The sequence below is a fragment of the Luteimonas sp. A534 genome (genome assembly GCF_054072805.1).
This window is the reverse complement of the sequence record NZ_JBSVRR010000001.1, coordinates 729,829-750,590: the sequence shown is the minus strand read 5'-3', so window position 1 is coordinate 750,590 and position 20,762 is coordinate 729,829. Positions and strand designations below refer to the sequence as shown.

15 protein-coding genes are annotated in these 20,762 nt (G+C 68.9%); 9 read left to right on the top strand and 6 right to left on the bottom strand.

Going from position 1 to position 20,762, the window contains the following annotated elements; translation table 11 throughout:
• The first annotated feature begins 7 nt into the window (after positions 1–7).
• From ACW5F0_RS03405 to ACW5F0_RS03385, 5 genes are read left to right on the top strand one after another with little or no spacing between them, the layout of a single operon-like run.
• Positions 8–949, top strand: coding sequence for an FKBP-type peptidyl-prolyl cis-trans isomerase (locus tag ACW5F0_RS03405; RefSeq protein WP_456964620.1), 942 nt, complete (start codon positions 8–10; stop codon positions 947–949).
• A gap of 35 nt (positions 950–984) precedes the next feature.
• Entirely contained in the window at positions 985–1,752 is a 768-nt protein-coding gene (locus ACW5F0_RS03400; protein WP_456999017.1) for an FKBP-type peptidyl-prolyl cis-trans isomerase N-terminal domain-containing protein, read from the top strand.
• A gap of 3 nt (positions 1,753–1,755) precedes the next feature.
• Positions 1,756–3,099, top strand: coding sequence for a UDP-glucose dehydrogenase family protein (locus ACW5F0_RS03395; protein ID WP_456964618.1), 1,344 nt, complete (start codon positions 1,756–1,758; stop codon positions 3,097–3,099).
• A gap of 2 nt (positions 3,100–3,101) precedes the next feature.
• Complete coding sequence (locus tag ACW5F0_RS03390; protein ID WP_456964617.1) at positions 3,102–3,317, top strand: SlyX family protein; 216 nt, start codon at positions 3,102–3,104, stop codon at positions 3,315–3,317.
• 6 nt (positions 3,318–3,323) lie between these two features.
• On the top strand, positions 3,324–4,013 hold the full coding sequence (locus ACW5F0_RS03385; protein WP_456964616.1) for a DUF2058 domain-containing protein: 690 nt from the start codon (positions 3,324–3,326) through the stop codon (positions 4,011–4,013).
• 179 nt (positions 4,014–4,192) lie between these two features.
• Here ACW5F0_RS03385 and ACW5F0_RS03380 read toward each other — a convergent pair whose 3' ends face one another.
• The 4 genes from ACW5F0_RS03380 to ACW5F0_RS03365 form a co-directional block, all read right to left on the bottom strand.
• Positions 4,193–5,374: an MFS transporter gene (locus tag ACW5F0_RS03380; RefSeq protein WP_456964615.1), complete on the bottom strand. Its 1,182-nt coding sequence runs from the start codon at positions 5,372–5,374 to the stop codon at positions 4,193–4,195.
• A gap of 18 nt (positions 5,375–5,392) precedes the next feature.
• The gene (gene metH, locus ACW5F0_RS03375; protein ID WP_456999016.1) at positions 5,393–8,080 is read right to left on the bottom strand and encodes a methionine synthase; all 2,688 of its coding nucleotides are present in this window, start codon (positions 8,078–8,080) and stop codon (positions 5,393–5,395) included.
• Between the two features lie 376 nt (positions 8,081–8,456).
• Positions 8,457–9,533: a homocysteine S-methyltransferase family protein gene (locus ACW5F0_RS03370; protein ID WP_456964613.1), complete on the bottom strand. Its 1,077-nt coding sequence runs from the start codon at positions 9,531–9,533 to the stop codon at positions 8,457–8,459.
• The gene (locus ACW5F0_RS03365) at positions 9,530–10,459 is read right to left on the bottom strand and encodes an ArsR/SmtB family transcription factor (protein ID WP_456964612.1); all 930 of its coding nucleotides are present in this window, start codon (positions 10,457–10,459) and stop codon (positions 9,530–9,532) included. Before ACW5F0_RS03365 ends, ACW5F0_RS03370 begins: the two co-directional genes overlap by 4 nt.
• 161 nt (positions 10,460–10,620) lie before the next feature.
• Between ACW5F0_RS03365 and ACW5F0_RS03360 the strand changes: the two genes are divergently transcribed.
• The 3 genes from ACW5F0_RS03360 (at position 10,621) to ACW5F0_RS03350 (ending at position 17,709) form a co-directional block, all read left to right on the top strand.
• Positions 10,621–11,769, top strand: coding sequence for an acyl-CoA dehydrogenase family protein (locus ACW5F0_RS03360; protein WP_456964611.1), 1,149 nt, complete (start codon positions 10,621–10,623; stop codon positions 11,767–11,769).
• A 162-nt stretch (positions 11,770–11,931) separates the two neighbouring features.
• Entirely contained in the window at positions 11,932–16,833 is a 4,902-nt protein-coding gene (locus ACW5F0_RS03355) for an NAD-glutamate dehydrogenase (RefSeq protein WP_456999015.1), read from the top strand.
• 90 nt (positions 16,834–16,923) lie between these two features.
• Entirely contained in the window at positions 16,924–17,709 is a 786-nt protein-coding gene (locus ACW5F0_RS03350; protein ID WP_456964609.1) for an NAD kinase, read from the top strand.
• A gap of 27 nt (positions 17,710–17,736) precedes the next feature.
• Here ACW5F0_RS03350 and ACW5F0_RS03345 read toward each other — a convergent pair whose 3' ends face one another.
• Positions 17,737–18,882, bottom strand: a complete 1,146-nt coding sequence (locus ACW5F0_RS03345; protein ID WP_456964608.1) for an alpha/beta fold hydrolase — start codon at positions 18,880–18,882, stop codon at positions 17,737–17,739.
• A 125-nt stretch (positions 18,883–19,007) separates the two neighbouring features.
• On the opposite strand from ACW5F0_RS03345, the gene ACW5F0_RS03340 reads away from it, so the two are divergent.
• Positions 19,008–19,916 carry a 5'-nucleotidase gene (locus ACW5F0_RS03340; RefSeq protein ID WP_456964607.1) on the top strand — a complete coding sequence of 303 codons (909 nt, stop codon included), beginning with the start codon at positions 19,008–19,010 and terminating at the stop codon, positions 19,914–19,916.
• Between the two features lie 276 nt (positions 19,917–20,192).
• Here the strand turns inward: ACW5F0_RS03340 and ACW5F0_RS03335 are convergent, their stop codons facing one another.
• Positions 20,193–20,762: a DUF2939 domain-containing protein gene (locus ACW5F0_RS03335; RefSeq protein WP_456964606.1), complete on the bottom strand. Its 570-nt coding sequence runs from the start codon at positions 20,760–20,762 to the stop codon at positions 20,193–20,195.

Below are 20,762 nucleotides of genomic sequence, written 5' to 3'. Positions count from 1 at the left end.
ATCCCCGATGAAACCCTTGCTGCGCGGCCTGGTCGCGCTGTCATTTGCCGCGGCCCTGTCGCTGGCCCCCGCATCTGCACAGGAGAACGCCGTGCCGTCCACCGAGCGCGAAAAGAACAGCTACATGATCGGCATGGACGTCGGTAACTCGATCCAGGCCGTGGGACCCGATATCGACCGCGCGGCCTTCCTGCGCGCGGTGGCCCATGCCTTCGAGGGCGGCGACCCACTGGTCACCGAAGAAGAGGCGGCCGCGATCGCCCCTGTGCTGATGCAGCGCGTGGCCGTGCGCGGCGGCCAGCAGATCCCGGGCATGGCGCCGGGCAGCCAGCCACCGTCGTTGGACGCCGGCAAGGTCGGCCTGCTGGTGGGCGCCGATGTCGGCCGTTCGCTGGCGCCGGTCAAGGACGAGCTCGACCTGGCCGTGTTCGGTCGTGGCGTGGCCACGGTGCTCGACGGCACCAAGCCGCTGTTGGGCGAGGCGGAGCTGATCGCGGTGCGGGAAGCGCTGAGCAAGCGCATTCAGGATCGCGCCCGTGCCGAGAGCGAAGCCGCAGCCCAGGCCAATGCCACCGAAGGTGCCGCGTTCCTTGCCGGCAACCGCAGCGTCAAGGGCGTCGTGACCACCGCCTCGGGACTTCAGTACATGGTGCTGCGCCAGGGCTCGGGCCCGCGTCCGACCGCGAGCTCGCAGGTCCGCGTGCACTATGAGGGCAAGCTTCTCGACGGCACCGTCTTCGACAGCTCCTATGAACGCAACGATCCCGCGACCTTCGGGCTGGGCCAGGTGATTGCCGGCTGGACCGAAGGCCTGCAGCTGATGCCGGTGGGCGCGAAGTACCGCTTCTGGATCCCTTCCGAACTCGCCTACGGTCGTAACGGCTCGCCCGGCAGCATTCCCCCCAACGCCACCCTGGTCTTCGACGTCGAACTCCTGCAGCTGCGCTGATCGCCGCTGTCCGCCCCCCTTTCCGAGGTACATCGATGAACACTGCCGTCCGCACCATCGCGACCAGCCTGCTGGCCGCTTCGCTCCTCGTCGCCCTGGGCGCCTGCAAGAAGATCGACCCCGACGCGGCCAAGCCCGCGTCTGCCGACGCCGACGCCGACGCAAGCGCCGACGCGCTCGGGATCCCTGGCCTGCCCACCGCCAAGCAGCAGGCCGGCTACGCCATCGGCCTGCAGATCGGCGGCACGCTGGACGAGGTCAAGGACGAGATCGACGTCGATGCCATGGTCAAGGGCATGCGCGCCACGCTGGATGGCGAAACCCCGCTCATGGACGAGGCGCAGGCGCGGCAGGCCTTCGAGGCCTTCGGCCAGCGCATGCAGACCAAGATGTCCGCCGCCAATCGCGAGGCCGGCGAGGCCTTCCTCGCGGAAAACGCGAAGCAGGAAGGCGTGCAGGTCACCGCGTCCGGCCTGCAGTACAAGGTGCTCGAGGAAGGCCAGGGCGCGAAGCCCGGTCCCGACAGCCGCGTGAGCGTCCACTACCGCGGCTCGCTGGTCGACGGCACCGTGTTCGACAGCTCCTACGATCGCGGCGAGCCCGCTGTGTTCGCGCTGTCGAGCGTCGTGCCCGGCTGGCAGGAAGGCCTCCAGCTGATGTCGGCGGGCAGCAAGTACATGCTCTGGCTGCCGAGCAGCCTCGGTTATGGCGACATGGGCACGCCGGGTGGTCCGATCGCGCCGGGCAGCGCGCTGGTGTTCGAGGTCGAGCTGCTCGACATCGTGGACGCGGCGGCGGAGTAAGCCATGCGGGTCAGCATCTTCGGCACCGGTTACGTCGGCCTGGTCACCGGCACCTGCCTGGCGGAGGTCGGGCACGATGTCGTCTGCGTCGACGTGGATGCCGGCAAGGTCGAGGGCCTCAAGCGGGGCATCATCCCGATCTACGAGCCGGGCCTGGAACCGATGGTGAAGGCCAACCACGCTGCCGGCCGGCTCGAGTTCACCACCGATGCGGCGCGCGCGGTCGCGCACGGCGAAGTGGTGTTCATCGCCGTGGGCACGCCGCCCGACGAGGACGGCAGCGCCGACCTCCAGTACGTGCTGGAGGTGGCGCGCACCATCGGCGAACACCTCGAGCGCCCGGTGATCGTGGTCGACAAGTCGACGGTGCCGGTCGGTACCGCCGCCCGCGTGGGCGAGGCGATTTCCGCGGTGCTGGCCGGGCGTGGCGTCGACATCGCCTTCGACGTGGTCTCCAACCCGGAGTTCCTGAAGGAGGGCGCGGCGGTCGAGGACTGCATGCGTCCCGACCGCATCGTGCTCGGGGTCGACAGCGCCGCCGCCGCGGAAAAGCTCAAGCGCCTGTACGCGCCGTTCAACCGCAACCACGACCGCTTCGTGATCATGGACGTGCGTTCGGCGGAGCTGACCAAGTACGCGGCCAACGCCATGCTCGCGACCAAGATCAGCTTCATGAACGAGATCTCCAACATCGCCGAGCGCGTGGGCGCCGACGTGGAGATGGTGCGCAAGGGCATCGGTTCGGATCCGCGCATCGGCTGGCACTTCATCTATCCCGGTGCCGGCTACGGCGGCTCCTGCTTCCCGAAGGACGTCCAGGCGCTGGCACGCACCGCTCAGCAGCATGGGCACCAGCCGCTGCTGCTTGACGCGGTGGAGGCGGTGAACGAACGCCAGAAGGGCCACCTGCACGCCCTGATCCAGCGCCACTACGGCGACGACGGCATCGCCGGCAAGACCTTCGCGGTCTGGGGCCTGGCGTTCAAGCCCGATACGGACGACATGCGCGAGGCCTCCAGCCGGCGCCTGCTGGCGCAGCTGTGGGCGTCGGGCGCCCGCGTCCGCGCCTACGATCCAGAGGCGACCGGCGAAGCGCGGCGGGTCTTCGGCGAGCGCGAGGACCTTGTCCTGTGCGGCTCGGCGAGCGAGGCCCTCGAGGGCGCCGACGCGCTGGTCGTGGTCACTGAGTGGAAGCAGTTCCGCAGCGCCGACCTGGCCCATATCCGCGCGCAGCTGGCCGACGCCGTGGTGTTCGACGGCCGCAACATCTATGCCCCCGGGGATGCCGAGGACGCCGGCTTGGCCTATTACGGCATCGGGCGCGGGCGTTCGGTGCAGGTGTCCTGAGCATGGCATCGGATATTGAGGCGCGGGTGGTGGAGCTGGAAACGCGCCTGGCCTTCCAGGAGCAGGCGCTGGCCGAGCTCAACGACGCCCTGGCGGAAGCCCGCATGGAACTGTCGCGCAACGATGTCCTGCTGCGGCGCGCACTCGAGGAGCTGCGCGCCGATCGCCCCGGCCCGACCGGAAACCCGGCCGATGAGCCACCTCCGCCGCACTACTGAATGACGATGAGCGATTCACTCAAAGACCAGTTGCTGGGCCTGGGCTTCAAGCCGGCCCCCGTTGCCGAGCGCCCCAAGGGTCCGCGTCGCAATGACGGAACGCCGCCCGCCGGGAAGTTCGCACGCAACGACCGTGGCGGCGGCAAGGGCGCGCGCAACGAGCGCGGTCCGGGCAGGGGGCCGGCAGCGGCCGACCGCCAGGGCAGGAAGGAGGGCAGGGGCGCGTCGACACCCGGTGGCGGCGGTCGCCAGCGCGGGCCTCGTGCCGAAGGCGACATCGATCTTGCCAAGGCGTTTGCCATCCGCGCGCAGCGCGAGAAGGAAGAGCGCATCCGTGCCGAGCAGGAGAAGCAGGAAGCCGCGCGCCAGCGCCGCGAAGCGCAGGCGAAGCTGGCCACGCTGCTGCAGGGCAAGGGCCTGAATGTGGCCGAGGCCGAACACGTCCGCCACTTCGAGTACGGCGGCAAGATCAAGCGCGTACACGTGACCGAAGCGCAGCTGCGCGCGATCAACGCCGGTGAACTGGGCGTCGTGCAGCTCAACGGCCGCTACCTCGTGGTCACCCTCGACACGCTGGCCGAAGCCGAAGCGGTGTTCCCGCAGGCCGTCGCCCTCCGGGTCGACCCGAACGCGCCGGCCGCCGACGACCCGTATGCCGATCCGAAGTACCAGGTGCCGGACGACCTGATCTGGTAGGGCGACGAGCCTTTTTGCCACGGATTCACGCGGATCACGCGGATCAAGCAAAAGCTGTTGGAAGGGGCGCTACGCAGGGTCTGGCCTGGTACGTGCAAGCCACTCCAAAAATCCTTCCAAACTTGCCTCGGCCAGATCCGCGTGATCCGCGTGAATCCGTGGCCGAAAAAGCTCTTGCCCTATCCGGAACCCACCCGCCTCGGCACGACCCAGATCCAGGCGATCACACAGCCGGCCAGGGCGAAGCCGCCCGCAGCGAGGAAGGCCACGCGGCCGTCGCCGTAGGGCCAGAGCTGGCCGGCGATCAGGGCGCCGAGTACGCCGCCGAGGCCTGACGAGAACCCGTAGAACAGGCCTTGGGCGTGGCCGTTGAGGCGGCCCGGGAAGTGGCGTGCCAGCAGCTGCATGGCGGCGGCGAAGAAGGCCGCGAAGCTGAGGGCGTGCGTGGCCTGCGCGACCAGCATCACCGGCAGGCTCTCCGGCCACAGCGCCGTGGCCCACCAGCGCAGCACGGCGCTGGCCATCGAGACCAGCAGCAGCCAGCTCGCGTCCCAGCGGCGGAAGACGCTGGCGATGGTGAAAAACACCGCGACCTCGAATACCACGCCCACCGTCCACATCAGCCCGAGCATGGAGGTCGAGTACCCCAGGCCGTCCATGTAGACGGAGAAGAAGGTGTAGTAAGGCCCGAAGGAAAGCTGCTCCAGGAACGCCGCGACCAGGAACGCCGCCACGCGCGGCTGCCGCACGATCTTCCAGAAGCCGGCGCCCGCCGGACCACGCGGACCGACATGGCCGGCGTCGCGGTTGGCGAAGGCGCTCAGCGCCATCAGCGCGAACAGCGGCAGCATCGCCCACGGCAGGATGGCGGCGCCGCGGTGCTCGATCAGCCAGCCGAAGCCCGAGGTCACCAGGATGAAGCCGATCGAGCCCCAGACCCGCACGGTTCCGTAGCGGTGGGCGTTGGCACCGAGATGCCCCAGCGTGATCGCCTCGAACTGCGGCATCACCGCGTTGTAGAAGAAGCAGAACGCCACCATCACCGCGAACAGCGTCCATTCCGGCTGCTGCGGAAGGAAGCAGGCGAAGCTCGCCACCGTGAGCACGCTGCCGATGCGCAGCCAGCGGATCGGGCGCGGCGAGGCCCCGGCCAGCGTCGCCCAGGTCGTGGGTGCGACCACGCGGGTCGCGTACCACAGGCTCATCATCACGCTGATCGCGGTGATGGACATGCCCCGGGACTGCAGGTACAGCGCCCAGTAGGGCGTGAATGCGCCCAGCGCCGCGTAGTAGGCGAAGTAGAAACTCGACAGCCGCACCATCGGGACGGCCGCCGCTGGAGGGTGCGGAACCTGGACCATCAGCCGTCGCCCTGGGGACTAGTCCGGATCGTAATCGAGGTTGGAGGCCAGCCAGCGTTCGGCGTCCGCCACCGATACGCCGCGGCGCTTTGCATAGTCCGCGACCTGGTCCTTGCCCACGCGTCCGACCACGAAGTACTTGCTGCCGGGATGGCTGAAGTAATAGCCGGACACGGCGGCGGTCGGCAGCATCGCGAAGCCGTGGGTGAGCTCCATGCCGGCGTTGCCGGTGGCGTCGAGCACGCGGAACAGCTGTTCCTTCGGGCTGTGGTCCGGACAGGCCGGATAGCCCGGTGCCGGACGGATGCCTCGGTAGGCTTCGGCGATCAGGGCGTTGTTGTCCAGGGCCTCGTCGGGTGCGTAGCCCCAGTAGTCGGTGCGCACGCGGCGGTGCAGGTGTTCCGCCAGGGCTTCGGCCAGGCGGTCGGCGAGTGCCTTCAGCAGGATGCTGCGGTAGTCGTCGTGGTCGGCGCGGAAACGTTCCAGGTGCGGCTCGATGCCGATGCCGGCGGTGACGGCGAACATGCCCATCCAGTCGCGCAGGCCGGTGTCCTTCGGTGCGATGAAGTCGGCCAGGCAGAAGTCGGGGCGCTCGACTGGCTTGTCCACTTGCTGGCGCAGGAAGTGCACGGCGGCGCTGCTTCCGTCGCCGAGTTCGAGCTCGACGTCGTCGCCGACGCTGTTGGCCGGCCATAGACCGAAGACAGCCCTCGCGGTCAGCCATTTCTCGCGGATGATGGTGTCGAGCATCTCGCGCGCGTCGCGATAGAGCTCGCGGGCGGCGGTTCCGACGACTTCGTCGGTGAGGATCGCGGGATAGCGCCCGGCCAGTTCCCATGCCTGGAAGAAGGGCGTCCAGTCGATGGTGTCGACCAGGACGGCCAGCGGGTAGTCGTCGAACACGGTGATGCCGGGTTTCGCCGGCTGCGGCGGCACGTAGCTGTCCCAGCCACCGTCGAAGCGCTGGCCACGGGCCTTTGCAAGCGGCACCAGGCGCTTGGCGTCGCCGCGGTTGCGGTGGCGCTGGCGGATCTCGGCGTAGTCGGACTCGTTGGCTGCGACAAACGGCGCGCGCAGTTCGGCGGACACCAGTGACTGGGCCACGCCGACTGCGCGCGAGGCGTCCTTCACCCAGATCGTGGGCGACTTGTAGTGCGGATCGATCTTCAGCGCGGTGTGCGCGCGCGAGGTGGTGGCGCCGCCGATCATGAGCGGGATGGTCATGCCCTGGCGCTGCATTTCCCGCGCCACGTGCCCCATCTCCTCCAGCGACGGCGTGATCAGGCCGGAGACGCCGATGATGTCGGCGTTCTCGGCGATCGCGGTGTCGATGATCTTCTGCGCCGGCACCATCACGCCGAGGTCGATGACTTCGAAGTTGTTGCAGGCCAGCACCACGGCGACGATGTTCTTCCCGATGTCGTGGACGTCGCCCTTGACGGTCGCCATCACGATCTTGCCGTTGTTCTTCCCGGTATCGCCGGTGCGCAGCTTCTCGGCTTCGATGAAGGGCAGCAGGTAGGCCACCGCCTTCTTCATCACCCGTGCCGACTTGACGACTTGGGGCAGAAACATCTTGCCGGCCCCGAACAGGTCGCCGACCACGTTCATGCCGTCCATCAGCGGGCCTTCGATCACATCCAGCGGGCGGCTGCTCAGCTGGCGCGCCGCTTCGGTGTCCTCGACCACGTACTGGTCGATGCCGTGCACGAGTGCGTGGCTGAGGCGCGCGCGCACGTCCTTCTCGCGCCAGGACAGGTCTTCTTCGGTCTTCTGTCCCTTGCTGCCCTTGTAGCGCTCCGCAAGCGCGAGCAGGCGCTCGGTGGCGTCCGGGCGGCGGTTGAGGATGACGTCCTCGACGTGGTCGCGCAGCTCCGGGTCGAGGTCGTCGTAGATCGGCATCCCGCCGGCGTTGACGATGCCCATGTCCATGCCCGCACTGATCGCGTGGTACAGGAACACCGAGTGGATCGCCTGGCGCACGGTCTCGTTGCCGCGGAACGAGAACGAGACGTTGGAAACGCCGCCGGAGACGTGGCAGTGCGGCAGCGTCTGCCGGATGATCCGCGTGGCCTCGATGAAGTCGACCGCGTAGTTGTTGTGCTCGTCGAGCCCGGTGGCGATGGCGAAGATGTTGGGGTCGAAGATGATGTCTTCGGGCGGGAACCCGACCTCGTCGACCAGGATGCGGTAGGCGCGGGTACAGATCGCGACCTTGCGTTCGGCGGTATCGGCCTGGCCGTCCTCGTCGAAGGCCATCACCACCGCCGCGGCGCCATAGCGCAGCACCATGCGCGCCTGCGCGACGAACTGCTCCTCGCCCTCCTTGAGCGAGATCGAGTTCACCACGCCCTTGCCCTGCAGGCACTTCAGCCCGGCCTCGATCACTTCCCACTTCGAAGAGTCGACCATCACCGGGATGCGCGCGATGTCCGGCTCCGACGCGATCAGCGTCAGGAAGCGCGTCATCGCCTTGGCCGAATCGATCAGCCCCTCGTCCATGTTCACGTCGAGGATCTGCGCCCCGCTGGCCACCTGCTGCCGCGCGACCTCGACCGCCTCCTCGAAGCGGTCGTCCTTGATCAGCTTCTTGAACTTCGCGCTGCCGGTGACGTTGGTGCGCTCGCCGACGTTGACGAACAGCAACTCCGGGGTGATCACCAGCGGCTCGAGGCCTGACAGGCGGGTATAGCGAGGCGTGTTCATGCGGAAGCCTTTTTTGCCACGGATTTGCGCGGATCAACGCGGATAGAGCAGAGGCGGGAGCAGGAGAAAAAGCTTTTTTTGGCCACGGATTTGCGCGGGTTTGCGCGGATCTGGCCGAGGCAAGTCTTGGGAGATTTTTTGCAGGGGCTTTTTGACGAACCGGGGATCGTCCGCGAGCTGTTGCAGGCCCGCGGGGATGCAGCCGACAAGGCTCCAGCCCAATCCGCGCCAATTCGCGCAAATCCGTGGCAAAAAATTGCTCTTGCTCTTGCTCTATCCGCGTTTATCCGCGCAAATCCGTGGCCAAAGCTGTTCGCTCTAACCGCGAAAATCCGCGCGCAGCCGCGCAAATCCGTGGCAAGAACGCTCTCCGGATTCACGCCGCAGCCTCCACCAACCCCGGCAGCCGCCGCGGGGGAATGCCGCGGACAGCATCGGCGATGGCGCGGATGTGGGCCGGGGTGGTGCCGCAGCAGCCGCCGACGAGGTTGAGCAGGCCCGCGCGGGCGAACTCTTCCAGGATGGCGGCGGTTTCCTCCGGCGTCTCGTCGTACTCGGCGAACGCATTGGGCAGGCCGGCATTGGGATGGGCGCTGACGTGGCAGTCGGCCACGCGGGCGAGGGTCTCCACGTGCGGGCGCAGCTCCTTCGCGCCCAGCGCGCAGTTCAGGCCGATCGACAGCGGCCGCGAGTGCGTCACCGAGATGTGGAAGGCCTCCGCGGTCTGCCCCGACAGCGTGCGACCGGATGCATCGGTGATCGTGCCCGAGATCATCACCGGCACCCGCGCGCCGCGGGCGTCGAAGGCTTCCTCGATCGCGTACAGCGCGGCCTTGGCGTTGAGCGTGTCGAAGATCGTTTCCACCATCAGCACGTCGGCGCCGCCATCGATCAGTCCGTCCACGGCCACGCGGTAGTCCTCGCGCAGTGCATCGAAGCTGGTGTTGCGGAAGCCCGGGTCGTTGACGTCGGGGCTGATCGACGCGGTGCGGCTGGTGGGGCCGACCACGCCGATCACGAAGCGTGGCTTGCCGGGCGTCGCGGCCTCGGCGGCGTCGCAGCAGGCCCGGGCCAGATGCGCGCCTTCGACGTTGAGTTCGCGCACCAGGTGCGGCAGGCGATAGTCGGACTGGCTGACGGCGGTGGAGTTGAAGGTGTTGGTCTCGACCAGGTCGGCGCCCGCGTCCAGGTAGGCGGCGTGCACGGCGGAGATGATGTCGGGCCGGGTCAGGCTCAGGAGGTCGTTGTTGCCCTTGAGGTCGTGGCCGACGCCGTCGCCGGGATGCAGGCTGTCGAAGCCGTCGGCGAAGCGTTCGCCACGGTAGTCGGCCTCGTCCAGCCGGTAGCCCTGGATCATCGTGCCCATGGCGCCGTCGATGACGAGGATGCGGTTGGCCAGCGCGGCGTCCAGCAGCGCGACGCGATCGGGATGGAGCCAGGGAAGGGTGCTCATGGTTTGCCCGCGATCAGGGAAATGACTTCGAAGTGCGGCGGCCGCTTCTCACGCGTGACCGTCTCGCAGGACTGCAGCTGGAGCCCGGCCTTGTCGACGAAGCGACGCAGCTCCTTGTCGGTGAAGCCCAGGTTGATGTGGCCGAAGGCCTCGACCGCGCTGCGATGGCCGTGGCGCGCGAGGCTGGTCATCAGCAGCCGGCCACCCGGCCGCAGCACGCGGGCGCCTTCGGACACGGCGGCGGCGGGCTTGCCCGCATAGGTCAGCGCGTGCATCAGCACTACCAGGTCGAAGCTGGCGTCGTCGAAGGGCAGGGCATGCATGTCGGCCTCGCGCACCTCGACGTTGCGGTAGCGCTTCAGTCGCTCCTGCGCCGCCGCGACCACCCGCGGACTGGTATCGATGCAGACATAGCGCTTGGCGTGCGGGGCCAGGAGTTCGGCGAGCACGCCGTCACCGGACGCGATGTCGAGCACATCGCCGGTTTCCAGCAGCGGCAGCGCCGAGCGCGCCATGGCCTCCCAGGTGCGGCCCGGGGAGTAATGGCGCTCCATGTCGCCGGCCACCGAGTCGGCCCAGTTCTGGTCGGCGGCGCGCATCGCGAGGACGCCGGCCACGCGCTCGGCATCCTGGCGCAGCAGCGGATCGTCGCTGCCTTCGCGTAGCGTCTGCCACAGTGCACGCTGTGCCGGGTCGAGGCGATCCTCGTCGAAACGGTAGTAGGCGGAGACACCGGCGCGCCGGTCGCGCACCAGGCCGGCCTCCTTGAGCCGCGCGAGATGGGTGGACACCCGCGGCTGCGCCAGGCGGGTGATGGCCGAGAGTTCGGCGACCGTCAGCTCTTCGCCGTCGAGCAGCGCCAGCAGGCGCACGCGCGTGGCGTCGGCCAGCACCTTGAGGTGGCTCGACCAGGCTTCCAGATCCATATATATCTTCCCATCGCGATATAGCGATGCATTGTCCGACGGGATCCGGGCAGGGTCAAGCGCGATGGCTGCAGGCTGTCGAAGCCCCGCGGCGGGCAGGCTAGAATAGCGGCCTTGCCAACAGCTGCCGCGCGCATACGCGGCACGACCAGGAGCAGCGCGTGGATTTCAGCTTTACCGAAGAGCAGTTGATGATCCAGGACGTGGCCCGCCGCATCGCGCAGGAGAAGATCGCGCCGAGCGCCGAGCACCACGACCAGACCGGTGAATTCCCCCTCGACAACATCCGCCTGCTGGGCGAGAACGGACTCATGGGGATCGAGGTGCCGACCGAGTACGGCGGCGCCGACATGGACCCGGTGGCCTACGTGCTGGCCATGATCGAGATCGCCGCTGGCGACGCCGCGCATTCCACGATCATGTCGGTGAACAATTCGCTGTTCTGCAACGGCATCCTGACCCACGGCACCGAAGCGCAGAAGCAGAAGTACGTGCGCGCGATCGCCGAGGGCGAGGAAATCGGCGCCTTCGCACTGACCGAGCCGCAGTCCGGCTCCGACGCCACCGCCATGCGCTGCCGCGCCGTGAAGCAGGCCGACGGCAGCTACGTGATCAACGGCAAGAAGAGCTGGATCACGTCCGGTCCGGTGGCGAAGTACTTCGTGCTGTTCGCGATGACCGACCCCGACAAGGGCGCGCGCGGCATCACCGCCTTCCTGGTCCACGGCGACCGCGAGGGCTTCGGCCGCGGCAAGACCGAGCCCAAGCTCGGCATCCGCGCCTCGGCCACCTGCGAGATCGAGTTCAACGACTACGTCGTCCAGGCCGACGAGGTGCTGGGCGAAGAGGGCCAGGGCTTCAAGATCGCCATGGGCGTGCTCGATGCCGGTCGCATCGGCATCGCGTCGCAGGCCATTGGCATCGCTCGTGCGGCCTATGAGGCCACCATTGAATACGTGAAGGAGCGCAAGGCCTTCGGCCAGCCGATCGGCGCGTTCCAGATGACCCAGGCCAAGATCGCCGACATGAAGTGCAAGCTCGATGCGTCCCTGCTCCTGACGCTGCGCGCGGCGTGGACGAAGGGGCAGGGCAAGCGCTTCAGCAACGAGGCCGCGATCGCCAAGCTCACCGCGTCCGAGGCCGCGATGTGGATCACCCACCAGGCGCTGCAGATCCATGGCGGCATGGGCTACTCCAAGGAAATGCCGATCGAGCGCTACTTCCGCGACGCCAAGATCACCGAGATCTACGAAGGCACCAGCGAGATCCAGAGGCTGGTGATCGCCCGGCATGAGACCGGGCTGCGCTGACGCATCCAACGACCGTGCAGCCCGTGCCCAGACCCTGCCATTGCCCGCGTCACGTGCCGATCCCGATCCCGGGCGCGGACGCGACGGCGGCTCCTGGTTCCTGACGAAAACGACCCCTTGGCCCGTGCCTGTGCGCGGGCCTCATTGCATCCGGATGACGACATGAGCACCCCCAACAAGAAGGCTTCCGCCCGTACCTCCACCGCCGCGACCGCGAAGACCGGCAAGTCCGTGAAGACCGTGAAGGCCGCCGAGCGCCGCGCCGGGTCGCGCGCCGGCACGCTGCTCGACCCCGTGCTGGCCGCCCTGCGCAAGCGCGTGGGCAAGGCCGGCGGCGACGATGCCACCGCCTTCGCGAACGCGTTCTACCAGCGCATGGGCGACGACGAGATCGGCCTGCACGAAGCCGACGGCTGGGCGGCGCTGGCCGCCGATTTCCTCGCCTTCCTCGGCAAGCGCAAGCCGGGCACGGCCAGCGTGCGCCTGTTCAATCCGACCCTGGCCACCCACGGCTGGGAGACGCAGCACACGGTGCTGCAGATCGCCAACGACGACATGCCCTTCCTGGTTGATTCGGTGAGCATGGCGCTTGCCGAGCTGGGCGTGGGCGTGCACGTGCTGGGCCACCCGGTGGTGGCGCTGGACCGCGATCGCAGCGGCAAGCTGAAGGGCGTCGGCACGGGCGGGTCGGAGTCGCTGATCCACATCGAGATCGATCGCCAGTCGCCCGAGGGCTGCGCGCGCATCGAGGCGGCCGTGCGAGGCGTACTCGAGGACGTTCGCGTCATCGTCGAGGACTGGAGGGCGATGAAGACCCGCATGGAACAGGTCGCCGAAGGACTGGACGACGAGCCGCTGCCGGTGTCCGACGCAGAGCGCGCCGAGATCCAGGCCTTCCTGCGCTGGGCCGCGGACAACCATTTCACCTTCTTCGGCTACCGCGAATACGAAGTGGTGAAGACCGGTCGCGACGAGGTCCTGCAGGCGGTCGACGGCAGCGGCCTGGGCCTGCTGCGCGGACGCGACGTCGGCAAGCCGCGCCTGCTGAGCACGGTCGGCGCGCAGCGCACCGAGCGCACCGTGGAGCCGCTGATCCTGACCAAGACCAACGCCCGTTCGACCATCCATCGCCCCGGCTACATGGACTACATCGGCCTGCTCGGCTTCGACCGCAAGGGCGGCAAGGCGACCACCGAGAAGCGCTTCCTCGGGCTGTACACCTCCGGTGCCTACAACCGCCGTCCCTGGGACATCCCGATCGTGCGCGACCGCCACGAGCAGGTCATGGGCGCATCAGGCCTGGCCGACACCGGGCACAGCGGCAAGGCGCTCAAGCACATCCTCGAGACGCTGCCGCGCGACGAGCTGTTCCAGGCGTCGAGCAGCGAGCTGCAGCGCGTGGCCAGCGGCATCCTCGGCCTGCAGGAGCGCGTGCGCAGCCGCCTGTTCCTGCGCCGCGACCACTACGGCCGCTTCTATTCCGTGCTGGCCTACGTGCCGCGCGACCGCTACAACACCGAGGTCCGCCTGCGCGTGGAAGCGATGCTCAGGGAGGTGCTGGGCGCCGACCACGTCGACACCAACGTCGCGCTGGGCGAGTCGCCGCTGGCGCAGCTGCACATGCTCGTGCGTCCGCGCACCGGCGAGGCGGTGGACGTCGACGAAGCCGCGTTGCAGGTGCGGCTGGACGCGATCGTGCGCAACTGGCAGGACGACCTGCGCGAAACCCTGATCGCCGCCCACGGCGAGGCCGGCGGCCTTGCGCTGGCCTCGGGCTGGGGACGCGCGCTGCCTGTGCATTACATCGAACGCGCGACACCGGCCGTGGCTGCCGCGGACGTCGCGCACCTCGACGCCCTGGCCGGTCCGGACGACCTGCGCCTGAGCCTGCGCCGCTCCGCGCTCGACCAGCCCGACGAGGGCAGCCTGCGGCTCAAGCTCTACCGCGCCGGCCGTGACGTTCCGCTGTCGGACGTGCTGCCGATGATGGAGAACATGGGGCTGCGCGTGATCGCGGAGCATCCACACCGTCTCGAGGGGCAGTCGTCGGCGGCCACGGCCCCCCACGTGGCCTGGATCCAGGACTTCGAAGTCGAGGTGGTCGGCGGCGCCGAGCCCGACGCCGCCCGCTTCGAGGAGGCCTTCGCCCGCATCTGGCAGGGCGAGGCCGAGAACGACGGCTTCAACCGGCTGGTGGCCGCCGCGGCGCTCGACTGGCGCCAGGTATCGATGCTGCGCGGCTACTGCAAGTACCTGCTGCAGGTCGGCGTGCCGTTCTCGCAGAGCTACGTCGAAGAGACCCTGGTCCGCCACCCGCAGCTGGCGCGCCAGCTGGTCGAGCTGTTCGAAGCCCGTTTCGACCCCGCCGCCGAGAAGGCGCGGGCCGCACGCATGGCCGCAGCGCACGCCGCGATCAAGGACATGCTGGAGGGCGTCGCGAGCCTTGACGAGGACCGCATCCTGCGCGGCTACGTCGGCGTGATCGAGGCCACGCTGCGCACCAACTACTACCAGGTCGACGGCGAAGGCACGCCGAAGGACTACATCGCCTTCAAGTTCGACTCCGCTGCAGTGCCCGACCTGCCCAAGCCGCGTCCGTACCGCGAGATCTTCGTCTGCGGCCCGCGTGTCGAAGGCACCCACCTGCGCTTCGGCCCGGTGGCGCGCGGCGGCCTGCGCTGGTCCGACCGCCGCGAGGATTTCCGCACCGAGGTGCTGGGCCTGGTGAAGGCGCAGATGGTGAAGAACACCGTCATCGTGCCGGTCGGTTCCAAGGGCGGCTTCATCGTCAAGCGTCCGCCGATGGGCGGCGACCGCGACGCCGTGCAGGCCGAAGGCATCGCCTGCTACCGCCGCTTCATCAGCGGCCTGCTCGACGTCACCGACAACCTCACGGTGGACGGCAAGGTGCTGCCGCCGGCGAACGTGGTGCGCCACGACGATCCCGATCCGTACATGGTGGTGGCCGCCGACAAGGGCACCGCGACCTTCTCGGACATCGCCAACGGCATCGCCCGCGACTACGGCTACTGGCTTGACGACGCGTTCGCGTCCGGCGGCTCGGTGGGCTACGACCACAAGGGCATGGGCATCACCGCGCGCGGCGCGTGGGAGTCGGTCAAGCGCCACTTCCGCGCGCTTGGCCACGACACCCAGAAGCAGGACTTCACCGCGGTCGGCATCGGCGACATGTCCGGCGACGTGTTCGGCAACGGCATGCTGCTGTCGAAGCACATCCGCCTGGTCGCGGCGATGGACCATCGCCACATCTTCGTCGACCCGAACCCGGATTCGGCGAGCTCCTACAAGGAGCGCCAGCGCCTGTTCAAGGTGCCGCGCTCGAGTTGGGACGACTACGACAAGGGCCTGATCAGCAAGGGCGGCGGCGTGTTCGCGCGCAGCCTGAAGTCGATCCCGGTGTCGCCGGAGATGCGCGTGGCGCTGGGCCTCGAAGACGGCGTCACCGCGATCGCCCCGAACGAGCTGATGTCGGCGGTGCTGCGCGCGCCGGTCGACTTGCTCTGGAACGGCGGCATCGGCACCTACGTCAAGGGCGCGGGTGAAACCCACGCCGACGTCGGCGACCGCGCCAACAACGCCATCCGCGTCAACGGCGGCGAACTGCGCTGCCGCGTGGTGGGCGAGGGCGGCAACCTCGGCATGACCCAGCGCGGGCGCATCGAGGCGGCCCAGGCCGGCGTGATCCTCAACACCGACTTCATCGACAACTCCGCCGGCGTGGACACCTCCGACCACGAGGTGAACATCAAGATCCTGCTCAACGCGCAGGTGCAGGCCGGAAAGCTCAAGCTCGCCGACCGCAACACGCTGCTGAAGGCCATGACCGACGAGGTCGCCGGCCTGGTGCTCAACGACAACTACCGCCAGAACCAGGCGCTGAGCCTGATGGAGCGGATGAGCGTGCCGCGCCTGGGTTCCAAGCAGCACTTCATCCGCACCCTGGAGTCGCAGGGCCTGCTCGACCGCCAGATCGAGTTCCTGCCCAGCGATGCCGAGATCGCCGATCGCAAGGCGCGCAACCTGGGCCTGACCCGGCCGGAGCTGGCGGTGCTGCTGTCGTACTCGAAGCTGGTGGCGTTCGAGCAGCTGCTGGAATCGGACATTCCGGAAGATCCGTACCTGTCGCGCGAACTGCAGCGCTACTTCCCGCAGCCACTGCAGGCGAAGTACGCCAAGGCCATGGAGCAGCACCGCCTGAAGCGCGAGATCATCGCCACCGCGGTCACCAACTCCACCATCAACCGCATGGGTGCGACCTTCCTCCTGCGCATGCAGGAGGACAGCGGGCGCACGGCGGCCGAGGTCGCGAAGGCGTTCACGGTCACCCGTGAAACGCTCGATGCGCGTGCGATGTGGGCGCAGATCGACGCGCTCGACGGCAAGGTGGCCGAGTCGGTGCAGATCGACGCCCTGCAGGTGATCTGGGCGCTGCAGCGCTCCTTCACCCGCTGGCTGCTGGCACGTCCCGGGACGCTGCCCACGATCACGAGCGCCGTGGAGCGCTACCACGACGGCTTCCAGGCGATCCACGCCGGCGAAGAGATCCTCACTGCCGCCCAGCGCCCGGCGTACGAGCAGTCGCTGGCCGACTGGCGCGCGAAGGGCGTCCCCGCCGAGCTTGCCGGCAAGCTGGCCGCGCTGCCCTACCTCGAAGCCAGCCCGGACATCATCGAGCTGGCCCGCGAGCGCAAGCGCAAGCCGGTCGACGTGGCGCGCGTGCACTTCCGCCTGGCCGATGCGCTCGACCTGCCGTGGCTCGTGAAGCAGATCGACGCGCTGCAGGTGGATGGCCGTTGGCACGCGGTCGCCCACGGCGCGCTGCGCGACGAGCTGGCCGCACAGCATCGCGCCCTGGTCGGGCAGGTGCTGTCGATGCCGGGCCGCGATGCCGACGCCAAGGTCGCGCAGTGGATCGGCCGCGAGGATGCGGCGCTGAAGTTCACGCTCGGCATGCTCGCGGAGCTGGCGGCGCAGAAGACGCTGGATTACCCGACGGCGTCGGTGGCGGTGCGGAGGCTTGCCCAGCTGGCCAGCGCCGCCTGACCGGGTTCCCGCCCTTCCCCGCATTGCGGGGGAGGGTCGGGGGTGCGTGGCCCGGCTTTACCGGCCGGCGGTGCGCGGTATGCTGAACGCATGACCGGATCGCCGCGCATCGCCTTCCTCGCAAGCCCCACCCCGGATGCCCAGTCGGCGCTCGCGCAGTTCACCGCGCGCCACGGCCAGCACGCGCCCGAGGACGCCGACATCATCTGCGCGCTCGGCGGCGACGGCTTCATGCTGCAGACGCTCCATCGCCACGGGGCGCTGGGGAAGCCGGTGTATGGCCTGAAGCTGGGGACGGTCGGCTTCCTGATGAACCACGACCAGCGCGAGGGCGGCACCGTGCCCGACCTGATGGCTCGGCTGGAAGCCGCCGAGCCGGCCGTGCTGCGGCCGCTGGAAATGGTGGTGGCCACCGAGTCCGGTGCCAGCGTCGGCTCCCTGGCCTACAACGAGGTCTCGCTGCTGCGGCAGACGCGGCAGGCCGCCCACATCTCGATCGAACTCAACGGCCAGGTGCGCCTGGACGAACTGGTCTGCGACGGCGTGATGCTGGCCACGCCCGCCGGCAGCACCGCCTACAACTATTCCGCCCACGGCCCGATCCTGCCGCTGGGTTCCAGCGTGGTCGCGCTCACGCCGATCGCGCCGTTCCGGCCGCGGCGCTGGCGTGGTGCGCTGCTCAAGGCCGACACCGTGGTGCGCTTCCGCGTGCTGGATCCGTACAAGCGCCCGGTCAGCGCCACCGCCGATTCGCACGAAGTGCGCGACGTGGTCGAAGTCACCATCCAGGAGTCGCGCGAACGCACCGTGACCCTGCTGTTCGATCCCGAGCACAATCTCGAAGAGCGGATCCTCAGCGAGCAGTTCGAGGCCTGAGCGTAGCTGCGGTCGGGCCGGAGCGCCTCAGCGCGCCGGCGCCCCGTCGCCGTTGGCCACCGCGAAGGTCCGCACCCGATTCACCAGTGCCATCAGCACCCGCCCGGGCTCCTCCAGCGGCGCCAGGTGCGCCGAGTGCTCGAACCACACCGCGTCCTTGCCCGGCGCGTCCACCCGGGCCACCCAGTCGGCGGCCTGTTGCGAAGGCGTGGTGTAGTCGTGCCGCCCCATGAACATCACCACCGGCGCGCCGACCTCGCGCACGGCGCGGAAGTCGACCGCGTTCCACTCCGCCATGATCCGGTCCAGCGTCAGCATGCTGCCCTCGTGGATCGCGCGGCGATCGGACTCGCTGTAATCGGGCGACAGTCGCTGCGAGGCGAAGTACTGGTCGGCGTTGCTGCGATAGCCGCTGAGACCTCCGTAGTGGATGCTCCATTTGCGCTGCATGCCGATGCGGTCGCGGTGCAGCGGCTCGGATCCGGGGTAGGGCGCGAGTGCTTCGAGTTCGGCGATGGCCTCGCGATTGCCCTCGGTGCGTGCGCGGCGCAGGGCATATTCGTAGCCGAGGCTCTCGTTCTCCTCGATGCTGATGATCTGTCCCAGTCCGACGTAGGCATGCAGCCAGTCGGGGCGCTTCAGCAGCACTTCCATGCCGACGATCGTGCCCCAGCTGTGGCCCATCAACACGACCTTGTCCTTGCCGAAGCGCGCGCGAAGGAGTGCGATCAGCTCGATGGCGTCCTCGACGTAGCGCTCGATGTGGATCGTGTCGGCGACCGCGGCGGGGTCGTTCGCCCGATGGGTCTTGCCGGAGGCGCGCTGGTCCCATTGCACCACGGTGAAATAGTCTTCCCAGGCGCGCTGGAAGGTCCAGCTGGCCGGCATCATCGGCTGCGCGGGACCTCCATGCAGGTACAGCAGGACAGGATTGTCGCGGTCGGCGCCGCGCACCGAGATCCACTGGTCGATGCCGCCCAGCCGCACCTGCTCCAGGGTCTGCACGCCATCGGGCGTCACCACCCGCTGCAAGTCGGCGAGGATGCGCTTGGCTTCGGCGTTCGGTTCATCGCCGGGCGGAGGTGGCGGCGACGCCGCCGCCGTCGCGGTGAAGGCGAGCAGGGCGGCAAGGACGATCGCGGCGCGTGGATGCTTGCGGATGCGGGCTTCCATGAAGGGCCTGTCGGGTTGGCGGGCCCCCAGCCTCGCAATCCCGGGCGCGGCGCAACCAGTGCCTGCAGTCACGTGCCCTCCCGCGCGTCTCGCTGTCTGCGACGACGGTCGCGCATACTGTCCGCATGCCCTCCGATGTCCTGCCACCGCTGATCGTCGCCATCTCCTCCCGTGCGCTGTTCGACCTGGAGGACAGCCACGCGCTGTTCGAAAGCGACGGCATCGAGGCCTATGCCGAGCACCAGCGCACCAAGGAAGACGAGATCCTCGAGCCCGGCATCGCGTTCCCGCTGGTGCGGAAGCTACTGGGACTCAACGATGGCGCCGCCGCCGACGCGCCGCGCGTGGAAGTGATCCTCCTGTCGCGCAACTCCGCCGACACCGGGCTGCGCATCTTCAATTCGATCCAGCACCACGGCCTGGCGATCGCGCGCGCCACGTTCACGTCGGGCGAACCGACCTGGCCGTATATCCGGCCCTTCGGCGCGCAGCTGTTCCTGTCGGCCAACCCTGATTCCGTGCGCGCGGCGCTGGAAAATGGCGTGGCGGCGGCGACCATCCTGCCGGCCAAGGCCCCGGCGCACCGGCACGACCAGTTGCGCATCGCCTTCGACGGCGACGCGGTGATCTTCGGCGACGAGGGCGAGCGCGTCTCGCGCGAGGGCGGCATCGAAGCCTTCCACCGCCATGAGCTCGAGCGCGCACGCGAGCCCCTGTCGGGTGGCCCGTTCCGCGGCTTCCTCGACGCCCTGCACCACCTGCAGGCGGCCTATCCGCCGGGCGAGGCATCGCCCATCCGCACCGCGCTGGTCACTGCGCGTTCGGCGCCGGCGCATGAGCGCGTGATCCGCACCCTGCGCGAATGGGGCGTGCGCCTGGACGAGGCCCTGTTCCTCGGCGGCCGCGCCAAGGGCCCGTTCCTGGACGTGTTCGGCGCGGACATCTTCTTCGACGATTCGCAGCACAACATCGACAGCGCGCGCCAGCACGTGACCACCGGGCATGTGCCGCACGGGGTCGCCAATCACGGCTGAAGGGTCGGAACGGCAGGCTGTGCGTGTTGGTATTGCTGTCGTTACACGCTTATAGCCGCATGTTTGCGTCCGATCGATGACGTTTGCCGGCTTTGCAGTCGCTTCGCGCTGCCTTCCGTGCGTACATTTCGGCCGCCCGATCGCGTCGACTCGCTGGATGCGTTCCTGGCAGCATCGACGGCCCCGGAGATGCGTCCAGACGACGTGCCTGCAAAGCGGGCAGTAGCTGCACCGGTGCCAGCGCCAGCACCCGAAAGGGAGCTCGCGCGGGCCTGATCAACCGGGCAGGTCGGCTGGCGGCGGCAATCGCATCTCCGCCAGCCGCCAGCGCAGGCCCGTGCGGGTCAGCACCAGGCCGAGTTCGCTGCCGTCGTCCATGGTGACCGTGGCCGTGGCGCGGGAGAGTGATTCGAAGCGCAGCCGCGGGGCCGGGATCGGTTCCGGCTGCGCGCCGGTGTCGCTGCGCGTGGGGGGAGGAATGCCGCCCACCCGGTTCCAGGCCTTGCGTCCTTCCATCAGCGCACCCAGGCCGACGGGCGTCACCATCGCGTCCACCAGGCCGCCGGCGACGCCGGTGGCCACGGTCAGGCCGAAGGCTGCGAAGGGGCCGGTCTGCGCATCGACGCCCGCGGCGCGTACCAGGCGGTCCTGCACCTGGGGCTTCAGGCTCGCGCGCAGGGCCGGGAAATCGACGTGGCGCGCAAGCGCGCGCGCATCCTCGGTCTTGACCGCCTGGCGGATGCCCTCGATGGCGCGCCATGGGCCAGTGGCCGCCCACGCGAGCAAGGCCACCAGCACTGCCGCCACGATCCAGGGCAACCACCGCAGCCTGCGGGTGTCGGCCAT

Coding starts and splice junctions, on each gene's coding strand:
- ACW5F0_RS03405 (WP_456964620.1), top strand. CDS start 8: ATGAAACCCTTGCTGCGCGGCCTGGTCGCGCTGTCATTTGCCGCGGCC.
- ACW5F0_RS03355 (WP_456999015.1), top strand. CDS start 11,932: ATGAGCACCCCCAACAAGAAGGCTTCCGCCCGTACCTCCACCGCCGCG.
- ACW5F0_RS03350 (WP_456964609.1), top strand. CDS start 16,924: ATGACCGGATCGCCGCGCATCGCCTTCCTCGCAAGCCCCACCCCGGAT.
- ACW5F0_RS03340 (WP_456964607.1), top strand. CDS start 19,008: ATGCCCTCCGATGTCCTGCCACCGCTGATCGTCGCCATCTCCTCCCGT.
- ACW5F0_RS03390 (WP_456964617.1), top strand. CDS start 3,102: ATGGCATCGGATATTGAGGCGCGGGTGGTGGAGCTGGAAACGCGCCTG.
- ACW5F0_RS03400 (WP_456999017.1), top strand. CDS start 985: ATGAACACTGCCGTCCGCACCATCGCGACCAGCCTGCTGGCCGCTTCG.
- ACW5F0_RS03395 (WP_456964618.1), top strand. CDS start 1,756: ATGCGGGTCAGCATCTTCGGCACCGGTTACGTCGGCCTGGTCACCGGC.
- ACW5F0_RS03385 (WP_456964616.1), top strand. CDS start 3,324: ATGAGCGATTCACTCAAAGACCAGTTGCTGGGCCTGGGCTTCAAGCCG.
- ACW5F0_RS03335 (WP_456964606.1), bottom strand. CDS start 20,762: ATGGCCGACACCCGCAGGCTGCGGTGGTTGCCCTGGATCGTGGCGGCA.
- ACW5F0_RS03380 (WP_456964615.1), bottom strand. CDS start 5,374: ATGGTCCAGGTTCCGCACCCTCCAGCGGCGGCCGTCCCGATGGTGCGG.
- ACW5F0_RS03365 (WP_456964612.1), bottom strand. CDS start 10,459: ATGGATCTGGAAGCCTGGTCGAGCCACCTCAAGGTGCTGGCCGACGCC.
- ACW5F0_RS03370 (WP_456964613.1), bottom strand. CDS start 9,533: ATGAGCACCCTTCCCTGGCTCCATCCCGATCGCGTCGCGCTGCTGGAC.
- metH (WP_456999016.1), bottom strand. CDS start 8,080: ATGAACACGCCTCGCTATACCCGCCTGTCAGGCCTCGAGCCGCTGGTG.
- ACW5F0_RS03345 (WP_456964608.1), bottom strand. CDS start 18,882: ATGGAAGCCCGCATCCGCAAGCATCCACGCGCCGCGATCGTCCTTGCC.